The sequence below is a fragment of the Hathewaya massiliensis genome (assembly GCF_902143515.1).
GTDB classification, from domain to species: Bacteria; Bacillota; Clostridia; order Clostridiales; family Clostridiaceae; genus Hathewaya; species Hathewaya massiliensis.
Genome location: NZ_CABFVD010000007.1, coordinates 135,661 through 150,355, shown reverse-complemented (window position 1 = coordinate 150,355; position 14,695 = coordinate 135,661). Strand labels below are relative to the sequence as shown.

Sequence of the window (14,695 nt, the reverse complement as noted above, 5' to 3'; positions counted from 1 at the left end):
TATGAGTTTACCTAAATATATAGTTAATTTTGATGAACTAACAGATGATTTAAAAAAGAAATTGTTAGAATTAATAAATAATGAATTGAAAGATAAATACTCACAACTTACCACAGATAATATTAAGGCTTTATTAGGGGAAGTAAAAGAGTTATTACCTAGTGTAAAGTACGAAGGTTTGAAGAAGAAAATAGAAGGTTTAATCCACATTAAATATGAAGGCATACAGAAAATAGAAAGTAAACTTTTAGATATTCCACCAGTAATACAAGAGAATAAAGTAGATTTTAAATTTGACAAAGATATACACATCACTGGACTACATTTCAATCAGACTGGGTGGAAAAATGAAGATACTTATAGCTTAGTAATTAATAAAAATAAAATAATAGATAATGCAACTATTAAGGAAATAGGAGAGCATAAATACTTTAATACTCATTTTAAAGTTAATGCTAATACACCTATTTCTTTTATTTTAGATAATAAGAGTGGCAACAGCAGGCAAATAATCGTGGACTTAGAATATATAAAAATAATTTAAACTTAGGAGGTTGATGATATGGCTATTACAGAAAATTTTTATTATATTGAAGGCAGTACAAGTGTTAAGGATATAATAAAAAATTTAACTAAAGAAATAACAACAAATGCAGGGACTTACAAATGGGATCTTGTATACCCAACAACAGTAGACACTATAAAAGATTTTAGCTTAATAAAAGCTACTACAAGTTATAATAAAGAGTTTTATGTTAGATTTGAGAGAACTGCAGCTTTAACACCTACGTCAGAAGAGCAACAGCTATTAGATAAAGAAAACTATAGTAAACCATTTACGGAAGAAGAAATAAAACTTCTTAATAGATATGTTGAGTCCATGCCCTTAACTTACGAAGAGAAAAATCTAATTAAGAAAAATCCAGATACTTTGACCACAGATGAACAGACTAAAATGCAAGAATTGAGAATGAGAAAAAGACTATCTGATGAAAGGGAATTATTGCTACTTAGAAAATACAATAATGGTGAAAGTCTTTCTACAGCAGAGCAGAATGAGTTGGATACATTAAAAAATGCACATGATTTAACTGCTCAAGAATTAAAAGATTGGAATGATTTAAAAACTAATAGAAGATTGTATTATGATAGTATCATTTTAATAATGTATAAACAGTATTCAAGTTTAGAACTTACATCCAGTGAGCAAAGCTCATTAGCTAGTTATAGACAACAAATGGAACTAACTCAAAATGAAAAAGAAAAACTAGCGCTTTTAAAAGGACAAATGGATAATAGAAATCATATGTATATCGCTATTGGGAAAGAAATTCATGATACTAAAAAAATACTAAATGTAGATGGAAAACAAACAGAGGTTCAAGTTAAAGATTTAGTCGAAGAAAGTTGCTCTGTACCTTCTAGGTTGGCTTGGTATAAACATTTAACTAAGGATATAGGAGATTGGTTACCGGTTCAATATTGGATTAATGTTACTAAAGATGCAATTAATATTGTACTTAGAGGGGATCCTAGTGCAGATAACTACCCTTACAATAATTATCTTACTTCATATGCTTATATTGGAGTAGTTAAACCAATGGAGGATAGTGCTAGTACAGATGATATATATAATTTTGGTGTAACTACAAGTTCAGATATCCAACCATTTTTTACAAAAAAGTTTGGAGAAAGAACAGCAACAGGAGTTACAGATGTATGTATGATAGCCAATAAAATTGGTATGCCAATGCAACCTCATTATCCAGGGTTTTACACAACTCATTCATTCATGGATAAATGCAATACAGAGGGCTCAAGATGGAATCACAAGAAACATCAATTCTCTGATATTACCCTTGTACATCCAGTGGATATGGAGAGAGGTAAAATGGTTAACGTGTTAGCTGGAGATGCTTCAGCTATTTATGATATGGATAAACTTGTTTATAAGAAAGGTACTGATGAAGAAGAGAACTATAAAAAATTTAAGATTACAGCACCTTATTACTTCCTTAACAATAGTGCCAATAATTTATACTGTATAGCTATTAGATGTTATAAAACGGCAGAATAGAGGTGATTTAAATGCCCCTACATACAATTCCCTTATGTAGTTTTACTTATGTAGGGGATAATCTTTCTAGTGCCACTTTTAAATGTGACACAAGAGAGGATATTTCTAAAAACAAGACTAAATTATTTTATAAGAAAAATGAAACTGAAATTAATAAAATTGACATTAAAAGTTTTTATGGTAGCACTAATGAAATTGATAAATATAGTGGTAAAGACATTATTATAAATGCTAATAATGAAGTATATAAAAATATAGAAATCAGCTTAGATAAAACCAATAAACTTATAAGTAAATCTACGGCAAAAGAGTTAAATTTTATAGAAAAAGAAATAATTAAAGAAAATCTATCAGCTTTAAATTGTAATGATGTTGATATAAACATGCTTAAAGCTAAAAACTTACTAGATACTCACTGTTTAGGATTATTTAAAGATGTATCACTAAAACAATTTGTGAGAGATTCAAAAATAGAATTAAGTAATTCAGATTATACAATTAATGTTGAGAATTATAATAAATCTAAATATATCACTATAGAATTTAGCACTGGATTAGATCTAGACTTCCTAAAAGGTATGAGCATAAATTCCAGTATCAATATAGACGTAACTAGAAAACAAGAGTTAACTAAAACTAGTGCAACTTATTTAGATAAGAATAAAGAAAAAGGCTTAGGTATTATTAAAAATAATAGATATTTAGATAAATATACTATTAGATCTATGAATATTAAAAATAATATCCTTAATGTAAACAGAGTAGATATAAAGAAAGCTGATATATTAACAAGCATTTACTTAGACAGGGAGAATGAGAAAGGACTTCGACAAATAACAAATAGCAATCTAGTATATAAAATAAATAATTTTAGACTAAATAAATACAACTATACCAATATAGAAAAAGATAATATAAAGAACATTGTAAAATCTATTGATACTAAATTATTTTATACTAACACTTTAAAAAGAATTTCTAAAATTAATAATATACTGGAACTAAATAAAGATACTATTATTAGATTAAGTAAATGTGATTCTATAAATTTAAATAAACATAAAATTATTGAAATATTTAAAAACAATTCTAACTCATTACAAAAATATATGAGTTTTAAAAATATTTTTAAGGGTAATACCTTGGGATTTAATAAAGATGAATTGAAAATTGATAATAGAATTGAAATTAAAGGATTAAATAAAGAAATATTAATAAATAAATATAATGAGCTTAAAGGATTGAATAAATTTAGAATAGATATTTATCTCCCATACACTACTACAGATTTAGAAGTTATACAAAGATGGTGGGTATTAGGAGCAATAGAGCCTTATGACAAAAAGATACTTCCATATGATTATAACTATTTAAAGAAAGCATTGTCTATTAATAGAAAAGATAGAGAACATGGTTGGCTAGTAGAAAAAAATAAACATCCTATAAGCTTTATGCCTTATTTAGAAGATTTACAAGGCATAGATTTAGGTTATGGATTAGAAGAAATAAATCTATCTATTGAAATAATGATTGATATGGTAAACATAGTAGGCATGATAGTGCAGCATAGTGCTAGTCAATTTGCTAATGCAAGTGGTCATGAATCTATTGAGTTTATTATGGAAGTATTACTGGATTGGTTGAACTTAGATACAACGGTGCAGGAGATGAATCTAAAAGGTAGTAGAGAGCACTACTTAAGGACATATAGATGGATAAGGTGGGAAGCTGAAAAGGTTTGGTTTATGGCAGATAAAGATCATACACAGGATAAAATGATAGGTATTAAATATGCAGGTATGTTATTTGCTAATCTTATAGACTATATGAAGTACCATCACTTTGACATAGTCCCATTATGGAGAAATCTAAAATATATGGATATAGAAAGACTGTTTAATAGGACACTAACTAATGGTGATTTAATTGGATCATTAGATAAACTTAAATCTAAAAGACATTATTATATAGAAACACAAAAATTTTAAAAATGGAGGTAATATTATGGCAGGTTATAGTGCAGTTACAAACAAAAATCAAGGAAGTTTCAACAACCCAAGACAGAAAACATGGGGAGTTTTTCAATGTGGCAATAATGGGTGGTACATAGCACACACTACTAATTGTTTTGATGAAGTCAAAGAAGAAGCGAGGAAAATATTAAATCGTGGTGGACAATATTGTTCTATTGATAGAATTATGGTTGTTGAAATAGTACCGATAGACACAGTTATGACACCTTCTGTATAGGAGATAATACCATGAAACTTATAAAAGTTAAAAATGGGCTACTTGAAGCTGAGAATTTTTTCTTAGCTTCTTCTTTTTCAGATTTTGCTGGAAGTGCGAATGTTGTAAGAGATATTAAAACAGGTAAGTTGAAATTAATTTCTAATAATAAAATTGAAAGAAAGTTTGACTATGAAGAATTTGTAATAGAGCTAGAAAAAGAAAATTTTAAAACCATGAGCGAAGATAATTATTCCATGATTTATTTAGGTAACAATGATTATACTTTTGGAATTAAAGATAATAAACTCAACGAACAAAACAAGTATTGGAAGATATTAAGAAAAGATGGTTATATCCAAGCGTATAGTAGTAATGATGGAAAGGAATATAAAAATATAGGTGGTATGAAGTTTACAGAGTCTATAAATAAACAAGGCTTTACAAAGCATTGTAATGAAGATTTTATACTTAATAATTATAAGGTTTATGCTAACGCTTATGTTACCTTGCAAAATGCACCAAAAGGCTCTATAGTTGAATTTTACAATAACAAAGATGAATTAATCCTTACTAGAGAATTTAATGCTGATATGGAGTGTAAAGTGTTTTTAGATAATAAAATAGAAGGATATTTTATATTTAAAGATACTACTGGTAAAGAATTTTATAAATCTGATTTGTTCAATCTTGGTTATGGAGATATTTATATTTTAAGCCCTTATAATTTTGAAATAATTTATCATGGAACTGTAGTAACAAACACTAATCCAGTTTTATTGCAGGACTTAGAGGAATTTATAAGTATTAAAAATATAAGTAATAAAGAATATAAAAATATTACTATAGGAACTGAAACGACTACTAATGATTTAGTTCAATTATCATGGAATGGGGAGGATTATTTTGACATATTAACAATAGACACTATAGCTCCAGGAGAGATTAAGCAATTACTTGTTAAAATTATAAAAAATGCAGATAACCACAACTTTAATGTTAGGGATTTTCAACTAGTTATTCGTGAATAGAGGTGAGTGTATGAGTGAGTTTTTTAATGTAACCTTAGATAAAGATATAGTCTTTGACGATAGTGTGATTTCTAATAAAACAGGTTGGACAAGTGAAAAAATACAAAAAGAAATAGTTGCTAAAAGAATTACTAAATTTGAAGAATTAGAAGATGTTGATGTAGTAAATAAGAAAAATAAGCAGTTAGTAGCTTATAGTGAGGATACGGGTAAATTCACAACTATAGATGGTGTAGATGCTGGAGAAATAGTCGGAGCGGGTATGAAACAAATATCTAAGATGGGTATTGTAGGTAGTAATACAGAGCCAAGAATAATAAATATACCTATAAATACCTTAGACTTTAAAGTTCCTAGAGTAAATGTACTAAGATATGATACAACTGGTACACAAGATCAAATAATAACCAAAAATGAGTTTACAAATGGTGAAAGTAATGATTTTAAAAAAGATGACATGTTAATTTTTGATGGGAAAGCACATCTGAAAATTGAGCATATACAAGATTATACAGTAACAAAAGATGAAGAAACATTTAAGGAATATTCTACTATGCTTGATTTAAGTAAATATAAAAGCATAGTAGCATTTGAGGATTTTGAAGAAGGCTTAATACAGAAACTAAGAATTAAAGCTATACCATTTGATAGATTATTAATCCCAACAGGTGATATGAACTTAAGCAATGTAGAGCATATAGACTACTTTAAGCTAACTGCTACAGGTAAGAATATGAAAATAGTTTGCAGTGTAGATAGCGGTAAGACATGGAAAACATTTAAAACTGACAAATGGGTAGATATAAATTTAGATATAGAAAGTGTCAGAGTTAATGGCATGAGTATAGAAATTTTCAATAAAATTAATGATGTGTTTTGGAATGAATTAGTAACAAGTAAAAAGATAAGATTTGCTTATTTATTTAGTATGAATAATATTACAGATATTGAGGAATTAGATAACCTAGATTTACAGTATGATGGACAAGGTAAGTGGATACAAGTTAAAGAAGATACTTTTGATGTGGTGTATGCTTCAAATACATTGCTACAAGTGTATGTTAAGTTTAATGGAGATATAAAAATTAATTATTAGTTTTGGTGAAGATAGTAAAACAATAACTTATAAATTTACTAAAGATAATACATATAAAATTATATATGTAGATAATGCATAATTAAAGAAAATAAACAAAGGAAGGTGATATTATGGCAGGAATTGCGAAACCTAGCATTGACGGATTAAGGAAAGAAGCACAATATAAAGTTATATCGTTTAATGGCATTGGAGGAGGTACAATAAACAACTTTGGTTTGTTTGATGGTACCACACCTGACGAGTGGAATACATCAAGAGTATTTTATTGGAGAAATAATGCCTATTTAGAAATCGAAATATTAACCCCAATTGTGAACATATGGCGTTGTGGTACAACAACATGGGCTGATAGAAATGCACCTTTGAATATATTTAAGTTAGAAAATGGGATATATATAGATGTAACTAGGCATTATCCCCAAAAAACAACACAGGTAAAGGAAGCACAGTGGGAAAAAACTATAGAAAGTTTACCGAAAGGAACTTATAAATTTACAAGTCCATTAAATGAGCCTTTTAGAATAGATTCGGAGTGGTATATAGAAACTGTTAAAGATTATAATTATCTCTTAAAAAATAACAATCACTATTACACAATTAAACCTGAATATTATTCAAACAACCAATATAATTTGATTCCTGAATTAGAAGGTAAAAATATATTAACTAAAGAAGACTATAACATTTATGGATTTAAAGATTTAAATACTTTAACTAAAAATACAACAATTAATTCAGAAACTTTTAAACCTATTGATAAACTACAGAAACAATTTGATAATTTAGAAATATTGAGAATGGAAGAAAAATAAAATCTAAAAGGCAATAAACAGGACTAGAGAGTAGTCTTTTTTTATTGCCTATTTTACTGGAGGTGCAATGTGGAAAAGGGAATATGTCAAGAAAGACACAAGAGGATAGATGAAAAAATAGAAGTTCATGAGAGAAGAATTAATAATCATAGTGAAAGGATAGATAAATTAGAACAATATCAATCTAAAACAGAAGCAAAAATAGAAAATTTATGTGAGCAAATTAGTTCTTTAGTAAGCACAATGAAATGGTTTATAGGTTTATTAGTAGGAAGCTTTGTAGGCTTCTTTTTTTATGCAATACAAAGAAATTTATTTAAATAAAAGTGTATACATTGATTTGTAGACTTAGTTATTTACCACGTTTATATTGTATACAAAAATTAAACAAGAAAGGAAGATATTATGAACATTATAGATAAAAACCTTAGTTTTAGAAATGCATCACCACATAATAATACACCAAAGGAGATTATATTGCATCATACAGAGTGCAATGGATGGACAGTAGAAAGACTACATGAATTGCACAGAGATAGCTTTGGTTGGTCTGGGATAGGTTATCACTACTACATTAGAAAAGATGGTTCTATATACAAAGGTAGACCAGACTGGACTATAGGAGCTCACTGCAAAGGTGCTAACCAAAATTCAATAGGTGTTGCCTTTGAAGGTAGATACCATGATCAAGACAAGTCAATGCCTAATGTACAATTTAATGCAGGATTAGAGTTAATACAATATCTTAAAAATCAATATGGAGATATGCCTATATATGGACATAGAGAGAGAGGAAGTTCAGACTGTCCAGGACAATATTTCCCTTTAGAAGATTTTAGAAATAATAAAGGAAATCAAGGAATAAAGGCAGACGTTCAACAAGTTACTTCAAAGACTAAAGATCGTGGCAAAAGTGAATTGATTAAAAGACTTCAACAAGAAATAAATAATCAAGGCTTTGGAAGTATATCAGTTGATGGCATAGTTGGTCCTAATACTCTTAATGCTGCTCCTACATGCAAAAGAGGTGCTATAGGAAATATAACAAAAATAATTCAAGAAATGCTTATCAATATGGGATATATTAATTTCCTTAAGCCATACGGAGCAGATGGAGTTTTTGGACAAGGAACAGAAGATGCAATATCTAGTTTCCAAAAGAGATATGGCTTAAATTCAGATGGGGTTGTAGGAAAGAATACATGGAAGAAATTTTTTGAGAAACTCAATTAAAGAGAGGTGAACTTATGGAACAAATATTAAATATTTTTAAAAAAGAAATAGACTTTTATAAAGATAAAGATAATAAATCATGGAGTAAAGACAAAAATGAAGGATTTAAATTAGGAATAGAGTATTGCAAGAATATTATAGAAAAATTAAAAGAAGAGTAAAAATAAGTGGCATATAAGATAGGACTAGAGAACATAAAAAAGCTTTCTAATCCTTTTCTATGTCTAAATAAAAATAATTCAATACAAGCTAAAACACAAAGTTTTAGCAATTTTAAGGAGGAAAACACATGGATTTTACAAGTTTAGGAGTTTTAACAGGGTTAGTTATGGCATTAGCAGAATTTTTTAAGAGCATAGGAGTAAAACCTAAATTAATTCCAGTTTTAAATTTAATAATTGGGTGCATATTTGGGGTGTTATTTATGGGTACTGGAACAAAAGAAGGATTAATGTATGGATTGGTTATTGGATTAACTGCTGGTGGATTTTATTCAACTGGTAAGAATGTTATTGAAAACTTTAAATAATAATTTTAATGGGTAGTCATGGCTTAGGCTGTGGCTACTTTTTTTATTTTTTGTCTTAAATTGTCGAATGGTTATTCCCTTCAACGTGAAAAAAGATGTTTATTTTTCCCGTTAACGTGATATAATATAATTAAAGATAAGGAAAGGGGATATTGAAAATGAGAGAAATTATGACAAGAGCACATCAAATAGCAAAAACTTTAGAAGGAGATTATTCAGCAAGATTAAGCATGGCTTTAAAATTAGCTTGGGTAGAAGCTAAAGGCACTAAGGGAGTTGTAGTAGTTAAAGAAACTGCTAAAGCCAAATGTTTAGTTATTTTCTTTGAAGATATATTAGGGAACGAAAGAAAAATGAATGTATGGTTCCCTAATGGTTGGCTAGAAAACAATAACATGCCTAAGATGTGGGCATTAAAAAAGAAAGCAGCTGAAATAAGAAGCTTGCATCCAGAATGGGATCTAGTTGCTAGAAGAGTTCTTGTAGCTTAAAAAATTTCAATATCTTCTTTAAAATGAATGGAGGGGTTAAGTATGAAATTAACTGGAAAACAAATTTTAGAATCAAAAGAATTACAGGAATTACTTCAAAGTTTCCAATCTAGGGTTTTGGCAATAAAATGGGGTGACAGAAGTGTTTCTGATGGACGTAACAGAAATATTTATGTTGAAAAAGTAGGTGAGTTTAATGAGCTTTCCGAAAATAAAACAATAAGTGTAGTGGAAGGGCTTTGGAGCGAACCTATAAGGGAGAATATGGTCTTAACAATAGAGGATCCGGATATTGACTTATACAGAGTTTATACTACAACAGAAGCTGCTTTACTTTGGGGTAAAGATGAAAGCACCATTAGAAAAGCGATTCAAAATGGTAAGTTTGAACAGTGGTTTGATTATAGAAAGGCTGGTAGAATTACTCTTATTACAAAAGATGCTATGGAAAGAGTATATGGCAAATTAAAATAGGTGTATTTTAATTTGCCTATTGACGGTCGGCAAATTGTACGGTATAATTTAATTAAGATAAAGAAAGGGGTTGTCAATTATGGCATGGTATTATGGAACATTTTCATGCGGACATGAAGGAAGAGTTGATATTATAGGTCCTGTAAAAGATAGAGAGTGGAAAAAAGAAAATGCTTTTTCAAAGATGTGTCCTGATTGCTATGAAAAATATTTACAACAAGAAAGAGAAAGAAAACAACTAGAAGCAGAAGAAAAAGCAAAAGAAATGGAATTGCCAGATCTAACAGGTACTCCAAAGCAAGTTGCTTGGGCAAATACCATTAGACAAGAGTTTATAGACAAGGTAAATAAAATAGATGAGAATGAATTAAAGAGATATGAGAGATTAAGCGGAGAACTTCACGGGTTAAAAGAAAGTGAAGTTAAATGTATAATAGACTATATGCTTTTAAATAAAATAGATGCTAAGTATTGGATAGAAAACAGAGGTAAGGTTATACAATTAATTGTTACTGAAAGAAAAAATGCCATTAAAACAGAAGAAAAAGTAATAGAACAAAAACAAGAAAAGGAAGTTAAATTAGAAAGTACAGTTTTCCCTGAAAGCAAAATTACCAATGCAGTTGCTGAAATAACATATTCAGATGATAAGATCCAAGTTAAATTTGAAAAAAATGAGGGATTTAGAGAAATTGTAAAAGGTTTAGGGTACAAATGGGAAGGCGTATGGGAAAGAAAAATCACTATGACAACCGGAACTGCAGAAGATAGAGCTGCAGAACTGGGAAACAAACTTCTTAATGCCGGATTCCCAATTTGCATATTAGAGGAAACTGTAAGGAATAATGCAATAAATGCAGAATATGAAGAAGAATGTACTAGATGGATAATGAAACGTAAAGATAAAAATAAATTAGTAGTAAAATGGGAAGGGTATAGCGACAAAATGTATAATTTGGCTAAATCACTTCCGGGAGCGCGTTGGGATAATGGTATGCTTGTTGATATAGGGCATTATAAAGAGGTTGAAGAGTTTGCTAGATTGTATAGCTTTAAATTTAGTCCAGGAGCACTGGAAGCTATAGAAAAATACAAAGAAGAATTAAGCAAAGTTGAAAAAGTTGCACCAGCAGAAGTTACAGAAGAAACACCTAAAGATGGATTAGAAGAAATATTAAAATCCAATGATGATATATTGGATGATTTAAGGGAGGATTAATTATGTTAAATAAGTTAAAAGCAATACACGAGGAAGAGCTAATAAAATTTATATGGGACAATGAAACAGAATTAATTGCATATGCAGAAAAGAATAAATGTGCAAATGCAATGCTTGAAATCGTAAATAATAAGAATTGCAACTGTGCAGATATTGCTGATTTTATAGAATTCTTAGAGGATTTAAATAATGCTTAAAAGATTCACTAATATAATATCCAAACAGCATGTTACTAAGCTAAATAAATATGTTGTTGAAATAGGCATGGATGGTGAGCCTAAGGAAAGATTATGGCTCACCGAAAAGCAGATGATTAACTTGAATTCATGTTTTGAAGAGACACCTAAAGGGTATTCCAATGGAGATATATCCGTTATTGGGGTGTTTAACGATAATGGATATTATGCTTATGCGAAGGTTGTAAAGCATAAAAAACCTAAATACTTTAATGTACCTAAGGAACATGATTTAAGTGATTTAATGGAAGATTAAAAAGGGGGCAATAGTTATGAAAATAAAAGACATAATTCGATTAATCGAAAATAAAAAACAAAGAGAAAGAGCCGAAAAACTATACGAAGAAAATAAGCAGTATTTTGAAACAATACTTGAAGAAAATAACGACCTTTCTGAAAATGAAATAATCGAAATTTTAATTGAAGAATTAACTGAAGTTAGCGCAGTGGAGTTCTATGAAGGCAGAAACTAATCTATATAATAGCCCATCATACATATTCTAAGTATAATGGGCGAAGAGGAGGTTGTGATATGGAACTAGCAACAGTCCTTTATGAGCACCAAGTTAAAGCGGTTAAAAAGCTCCAGCAAATTAAAGTCGGGGCTTTATATATGGAGATGGGCACAGGTAAAACAAGAACAGCCTTGGAGTTAATTAAAACTAGATTAGACAAGGGTAAAGTTAATCATGTTACTTGGCTTTGCCCTTGTAGTGTAAAAGAAAACTTAAAAAGAGACATCAAAAAGCATTGTATTGGTGATCTATCTATGTTTACTGTATGTGGAATAGAAACTTTATCATCTAGTATTAGAGCGAATAGTGCATTGCTAGAATTGGTTAAGCAAAGAAATTGCTATCTAGTAGTAGATGAAAGTAACTTAGTCAAAAATCATATGGCCCAAAGAACTAAAAATATTATTAGATTAGCTGAATACTGTAAATATAAACTGATCTTAAACGGAACACCAATAAGCAGGAATGAGAAAGATTTATTTTCACAATGGTATATCCTTGATTGGAGAATACTGGGGTATCAAAGTTTTTGGAGCTTTGCTGCTAATCATTTAGAATATGACCCACATATCCCTAACAAGGTTAATAAATGCTTAAATACAGATTATTTAGTTAGAAAAATAGCACCATACACATACCAAGTAAAGAAAGAAGAATGCTTGGATTTGCCCCCTAAAACATATGAGACGGTATATTGTGATCTGACTTATGAGCAGGATGAACACTACCAAAAAGTAGCGGATGATCTTATGTTTGAGGTTGACGATTTAGAACCTGAAACAATTTACCGATTATTTAGTGGGTTACAGTCCGTTATCGCAGGATTTAGAGTAACCACTGGGAAGCATTTAAATAAAAAACCATTCTTCAAAAATTCATTAGACAACCCTAGAATGCAAACACTTCTTGATATAATAAAAGGTATGGAAGAAAAGGCAATTATATTTTGCAAGTACACATATGAAATTGAAACTATATGCAAACTACTTGGAGATAAGGCAGTACCTTTCTATGGTGAATTAAATCAAAAACAAAGGCAAAAAAATTTAGATTTATTTAAAAATGAAATTCAATTCTTAGTGGCAAATAAAACTTGTGCTGGATATGGATTAAACCTTCAATTCTGTAGCTATGTTATTTACTACTCTAATGATTGGGATTATGCTACAAGATCGCAGAGTGAAGATAGGGTTCACAGGATTGGTCAAGACAAGAATGTTCATATAATTGATATATGCGCAGCTTATACATTAGATGAGAGAATCTTAAAATGTCTACAAAGAAAAGAAAATCTTGTTGATAGTTTTAAGAGTGAGATAGAGAAACAAAAAGATGATAAGTTTACAGAAGATTTTATATATAAAAGAGATTACAGGGGTAAGAAATACAATAAAAAATTAAAAAGTTTAGATAAATCTGATTTAAAGGAGGTACTATAATGTCTAAAATATACTTGGACAAGGATGTATATACTGCTACTAAAGAAAGAATAAACTATATTTTCGATGAATTTGAAAATATATGTGTAAGCTTTAGTGGTGGGAAAGATAGTGGGGCAGTGCTTAATCTATGCATTGATGAAGCTAGAAAAAGGAATAGAAAAATAGGAGTATTATTTATAGACCTTGAAGCGTTCTATGAAAAAACTATAGAGTTTGTTGAAAGAATGCTCCAAGAGAATATAGATGTGTTAGAACCCTATTGGATATGCTTGCCTATGGAAAGTCCCAATTCATTAAGCTATTTAGAGCCTACATGGATATGGTGGGAGAAAGAAAAAGAACCCATATGGGTACGGCCAATGCCTAAAAATAAATGGGTTATAAATGAAAAAAATAATCCTTTAGGTTTTTATAAAAAAAATATGCCATTTGAAGAGTTTATAAAGTACTTTGGAGATTGGTATGGTAATGGGAAAAAGACTGCTACATTAGTTGGGATTAGAACAGATGAAAGCTTAAATAGGTTTAGAGCTATAGCTGGAGATAAGAGTATGTATAATAATAAAAAGTATTCTACTAAAGTATCTGAATACACTTATAACTTTTATCCAATATATGATTGGTCAGTAGAAGATATATGGATCTATAACGGTAAGTTTGAAAAGGATTATAACAAACTTTACGATTTATTTTATAAAGCAGGAGTAAGCATACACAAAATGAGAGTGGATGAGCCTTTTGGGAATGAAGCTAAGGCTGGGTTAAGTCTTTTTAGGGTTATAGAACCTAAGACATGGGCAAAGGTAGTTAATAGAGTTAGTGGAGCAAACTTCGGGAATATATATAGCGGTAACAAAATAATGAATGCTAATTATAAATTACCCAAAAACCACACATGGAAAAGTTTCACTAAGTTTTTATTAGATACATTACCTAAAGAAATAGCAGCGCATTATCAATCCAAATTCGATAAATTTACAAAGTATTGGATAGAAGTTGGTTGTCCAGTCCACCCAAAACATATTGAAATAATGGAAGAAGCTTGCCCTAGCTCTATAATAAATACACATGAGTTTAGCAATAGAGGGAAAGGTGATAAGGAAGTTGTTAAATTTAAAGAGGTAGTTGATGAAATACCGGGAGTAGATAATAAAGATGATGTGCTTACTTGGAAGAGGATGGCTATGTGCATTATAAAAAATGATTTTACTTGTAAAAGTTTATCCTTTGGCATGACTAAAGATCTAACCTTAAGACAACAAGCTATAAAAGAAAAATATAAAAATATAGTAAGAGGGAGATAGTAAC

At 29.5% G+C, this 14,695-nt stretch carries 19 protein-coding genes and 1 pseudogene; all 20 read left to right on the top strand.

Annotated features, from left to right (window positions below; all coding sequences use genetic code 11):
* Position 1 precedes the first annotated feature (1 nt).
* A pseudogene (locus tag FNZ64_RS12820) lies at positions 2–532 on the top strand (hypothetical protein); the annotation flags it as partial.
* A gap of 30 nt (positions 533–562) precedes the next feature.
* On the top strand, positions 563–2,077 hold the full coding sequence (locus FNZ64_RS12815; protein WP_142415399.1) for a hypothetical protein: 1,515 nt from the start codon (positions 563–565) through the stop codon (positions 2,075–2,077).
* Positions 2,078–2,088: 11 nt separating this feature from the next.
* A complete protein-coding gene (locus FNZ64_RS12810) occupies positions 2,089–4,065 on the top strand; it encodes an RNA polymerase beta'' subunit family protein (RefSeq protein ID WP_142415398.1) in 1,977 nt (658 codons plus the stop codon).
* Positions 4,066–4,081: 16 nt separating this feature from the next.
* Complete coding sequence (locus FNZ64_RS12805; protein WP_142415397.1) at positions 4,082–4,327, top strand: hypothetical protein; 246 nt, start codon at positions 4,082–4,084, stop codon at positions 4,325–4,327.
* An 11-nt stretch (positions 4,328–4,338) separates the two neighbouring features.
* The gene (locus tag FNZ64_RS12800; protein ID WP_142415396.1) at positions 4,339–5,337 is read left to right on the top strand and encodes a hypothetical protein; all 999 of its coding nucleotides are present in this window, start codon (positions 4,339–4,341) and stop codon (positions 5,335–5,337) included.
* A gap of 10 nt (positions 5,338–5,347) precedes the next feature.
* Positions 5,348–6,433: a signal peptidase II gene (locus FNZ64_RS12795; RefSeq protein ID WP_142415395.1), complete on the top strand. Its 1,086-nt coding sequence runs from the start codon at positions 5,348–5,350 to the stop codon at positions 6,431–6,433.
* 113 nt (positions 6,434–6,546) lie between these two features.
* Positions 6,547–7,248, top strand: coding sequence for a hypothetical protein (locus FNZ64_RS12790; RefSeq protein ID WP_142415394.1), 702 nt, complete (start codon positions 6,547–6,549; stop codon positions 7,246–7,248).
* 69 nt (positions 7,249–7,317) lie between these two features.
* The gene (locus FNZ64_RS12785) at positions 7,318–7,572 is read left to right on the top strand and encodes a hemolysin XhlA family protein (protein WP_142415393.1); all 255 of its coding nucleotides are present in this window, start codon (positions 7,318–7,320) and stop codon (positions 7,570–7,572) included.
* Between the two features lie 81 nt (positions 7,573–7,653).
* Positions 7,654–8,481: a peptidoglycan recognition protein family protein gene (locus FNZ64_RS12780; RefSeq protein ID WP_142415392.1), complete on the top strand. Its 828-nt coding sequence runs from the start codon at positions 7,654–7,656 to the stop codon at positions 8,479–8,481.
* Positions 8,482–8,495: 14 nt separating this feature from the next.
* Positions 8,496–8,642 (top strand): hypothetical protein, encoded by a 147-nt coding sequence (locus FNZ64_RS14770; protein WP_185903781.1) that lies wholly within the window; start codon positions 8,496–8,498, stop codon positions 8,640–8,642.
* 6 nt (positions 8,643–8,648) lie between these two features.
* Positions 8,649–8,789, top strand: coding sequence for a hypothetical protein (locus FNZ64_RS14765; RefSeq protein ID WP_185903780.1), 141 nt, complete (start codon positions 8,649–8,651; stop codon positions 8,787–8,789).
* Positions 8,771–9,010, top strand: coding sequence for a holin (locus FNZ64_RS12775; protein ID WP_142415391.1), 240 nt, complete (start codon positions 8,771–8,773; stop codon positions 9,008–9,010). Before FNZ64_RS14765 ends, FNZ64_RS12775 begins: the two co-directional genes overlap by 19 nt.
* A gap of 158 nt (positions 9,011–9,168) precedes the next feature.
* On the top strand, positions 9,169–9,501 hold the full coding sequence (locus FNZ64_RS12770; protein ID WP_142415390.1) for a hypothetical protein: 333 nt from the start codon (positions 9,169–9,171) through the stop codon (positions 9,499–9,501).
* 42 nt (positions 9,502–9,543) lie between these two features.
* The gene (locus tag FNZ64_RS12765; RefSeq protein WP_142415389.1) at positions 9,544–9,975 is read left to right on the top strand and encodes a helix-turn-helix domain-containing protein; all 432 of its coding nucleotides are present in this window, start codon (positions 9,544–9,546) and stop codon (positions 9,973–9,975) included.
* Positions 9,976–10,054: 79 nt separating this feature from the next.
* A complete protein-coding gene (locus FNZ64_RS12760; RefSeq protein WP_142415388.1) occupies positions 10,055–11,194 on the top strand; it encodes a hypothetical protein in 1,140 nt (379 codons plus the stop codon).
* 2 nt (positions 11,195–11,196) lie between these two features.
* On the top strand, positions 11,197–11,391 hold the full coding sequence (locus FNZ64_RS12755) for a hypothetical protein (protein ID WP_142415387.1): 195 nt from the start codon (positions 11,197–11,199) through the stop codon (positions 11,389–11,391).
* Positions 11,384–11,686, top strand: coding sequence for a hypothetical protein (locus FNZ64_RS12750; RefSeq protein WP_142415386.1), 303 nt, complete (start codon positions 11,384–11,386; stop codon positions 11,684–11,686). Before FNZ64_RS12755 ends, FNZ64_RS12750 begins: the two co-directional genes overlap by 8 nt.
* Before the next feature lie 16 nt (positions 11,687–11,702).
* The gene (locus tag FNZ64_RS12745; protein ID WP_142415385.1) at positions 11,703–11,903 is read left to right on the top strand and encodes a hypothetical protein; all 201 of its coding nucleotides are present in this window, start codon (positions 11,703–11,705) and stop codon (positions 11,901–11,903) included.
* A 59-nt stretch (positions 11,904–11,962) separates the two neighbouring features.
* A complete protein-coding gene (locus tag FNZ64_RS12740) occupies positions 11,963–13,384 on the top strand; it encodes a DEAD/DEAH box helicase (RefSeq protein ID WP_243129275.1) in 1,422 nt (473 codons plus the stop codon).
* Positions 13,384–14,691 (top strand): DUF3440 domain-containing protein, encoded by a 1,308-nt coding sequence (locus FNZ64_RS12735; protein WP_142415384.1) that lies wholly within the window; start codon positions 13,384–13,386, stop codon positions 14,689–14,691. Before FNZ64_RS12740 ends, FNZ64_RS12735 begins: the two co-directional genes overlap by 1 nt.
* The last annotated feature ends 4 nt before the right edge of the window (positions 14,692–14,695 follow it).

What these genes read in the sequence shown, in the direction of transcription:
- FNZ64_RS12815 (WP_142415399.1), top strand. Translation starts at nt 563, where the DNA reads ATGGCTATTACAGAAAATTTTTATTATATTGAAGGCAGTACAAGTGTT.
- FNZ64_RS12810 (WP_142415398.1), top strand. Translation starts at nt 2,089, where the DNA reads ATGCCCCTACATACAATTCCCTTATGTAGTTTTACTTATGTAGGGGAT.
- FNZ64_RS12805 (WP_142415397.1), top strand. Translation starts at nt 4,082, where the DNA reads ATGGCAGGTTATAGTGCAGTTACAAACAAAAATCAAGGAAGTTTCAAC.
- FNZ64_RS12800 (WP_142415396.1), top strand. Translation starts at nt 4,339, where the DNA reads ATGAAACTTATAAAAGTTAAAAATGGGCTACTTGAAGCTGAGAATTTT.
- FNZ64_RS12795 (WP_142415395.1), top strand. Translation starts at nt 5,348, where the DNA reads ATGAGTGAGTTTTTTAATGTAACCTTAGATAAAGATATAGTCTTTGAC.
- FNZ64_RS12790 (WP_142415394.1), top strand. Translation starts at nt 6,547, where the DNA reads ATGGCAGGAATTGCGAAACCTAGCATTGACGGATTAAGGAAAGAAGCA.
- FNZ64_RS12780 (WP_142415392.1), top strand. Translation starts at nt 7,654, where the DNA reads ATGAACATTATAGATAAAAACCTTAGTTTTAGAAATGCATCACCACAT.
- FNZ64_RS14770 (WP_185903781.1), top strand. Translation starts at nt 8,496, where the DNA reads ATGGAACAAATATTAAATATTTTTAAAAAAGAAATAGACTTTTATAAA.
- FNZ64_RS12775 (WP_142415391.1), top strand. Translation starts at nt 8,771, where the DNA reads ATGGATTTTACAAGTTTAGGAGTTTTAACAGGGTTAGTTATGGCATTA.
- FNZ64_RS12770 (WP_142415390.1), top strand. Translation starts at nt 9,169, where the DNA reads ATGAGAGAAATTATGACAAGAGCACATCAAATAGCAAAAACTTTAGAA.
- FNZ64_RS12765 (WP_142415389.1), top strand. Translation starts at nt 9,544, where the DNA reads ATGAAATTAACTGGAAAACAAATTTTAGAATCAAAAGAATTACAGGAA.
- FNZ64_RS12760 (WP_142415388.1), top strand. Translation starts at nt 10,055, where the DNA reads ATGGCATGGTATTATGGAACATTTTCATGCGGACATGAAGGAAGAGTT.
- FNZ64_RS12755 (WP_142415387.1), top strand. Translation starts at nt 11,197, where the DNA reads ATGTTAAATAAGTTAAAAGCAATACACGAGGAAGAGCTAATAAAATTT.
- FNZ64_RS12750 (WP_142415386.1), top strand. Translation starts at nt 11,384, where the DNA reads ATGCTTAAAAGATTCACTAATATAATATCCAAACAGCATGTTACTAAG.
- FNZ64_RS12745 (WP_142415385.1), top strand. Translation starts at nt 11,703, where the DNA reads ATGAAAATAAAAGACATAATTCGATTAATCGAAAATAAAAAACAAAGA.
- FNZ64_RS12740 (WP_243129275.1), top strand. Translation starts at nt 11,963, where the DNA reads ATGGAACTAGCAACAGTCCTTTATGAGCACCAAGTTAAAGCGGTTAAA.
- FNZ64_RS12735 (WP_142415384.1), top strand. Translation starts at nt 13,384, where the DNA reads ATGTCTAAAATATACTTGGACAAGGATGTATATACTGCTACTAAAGAA.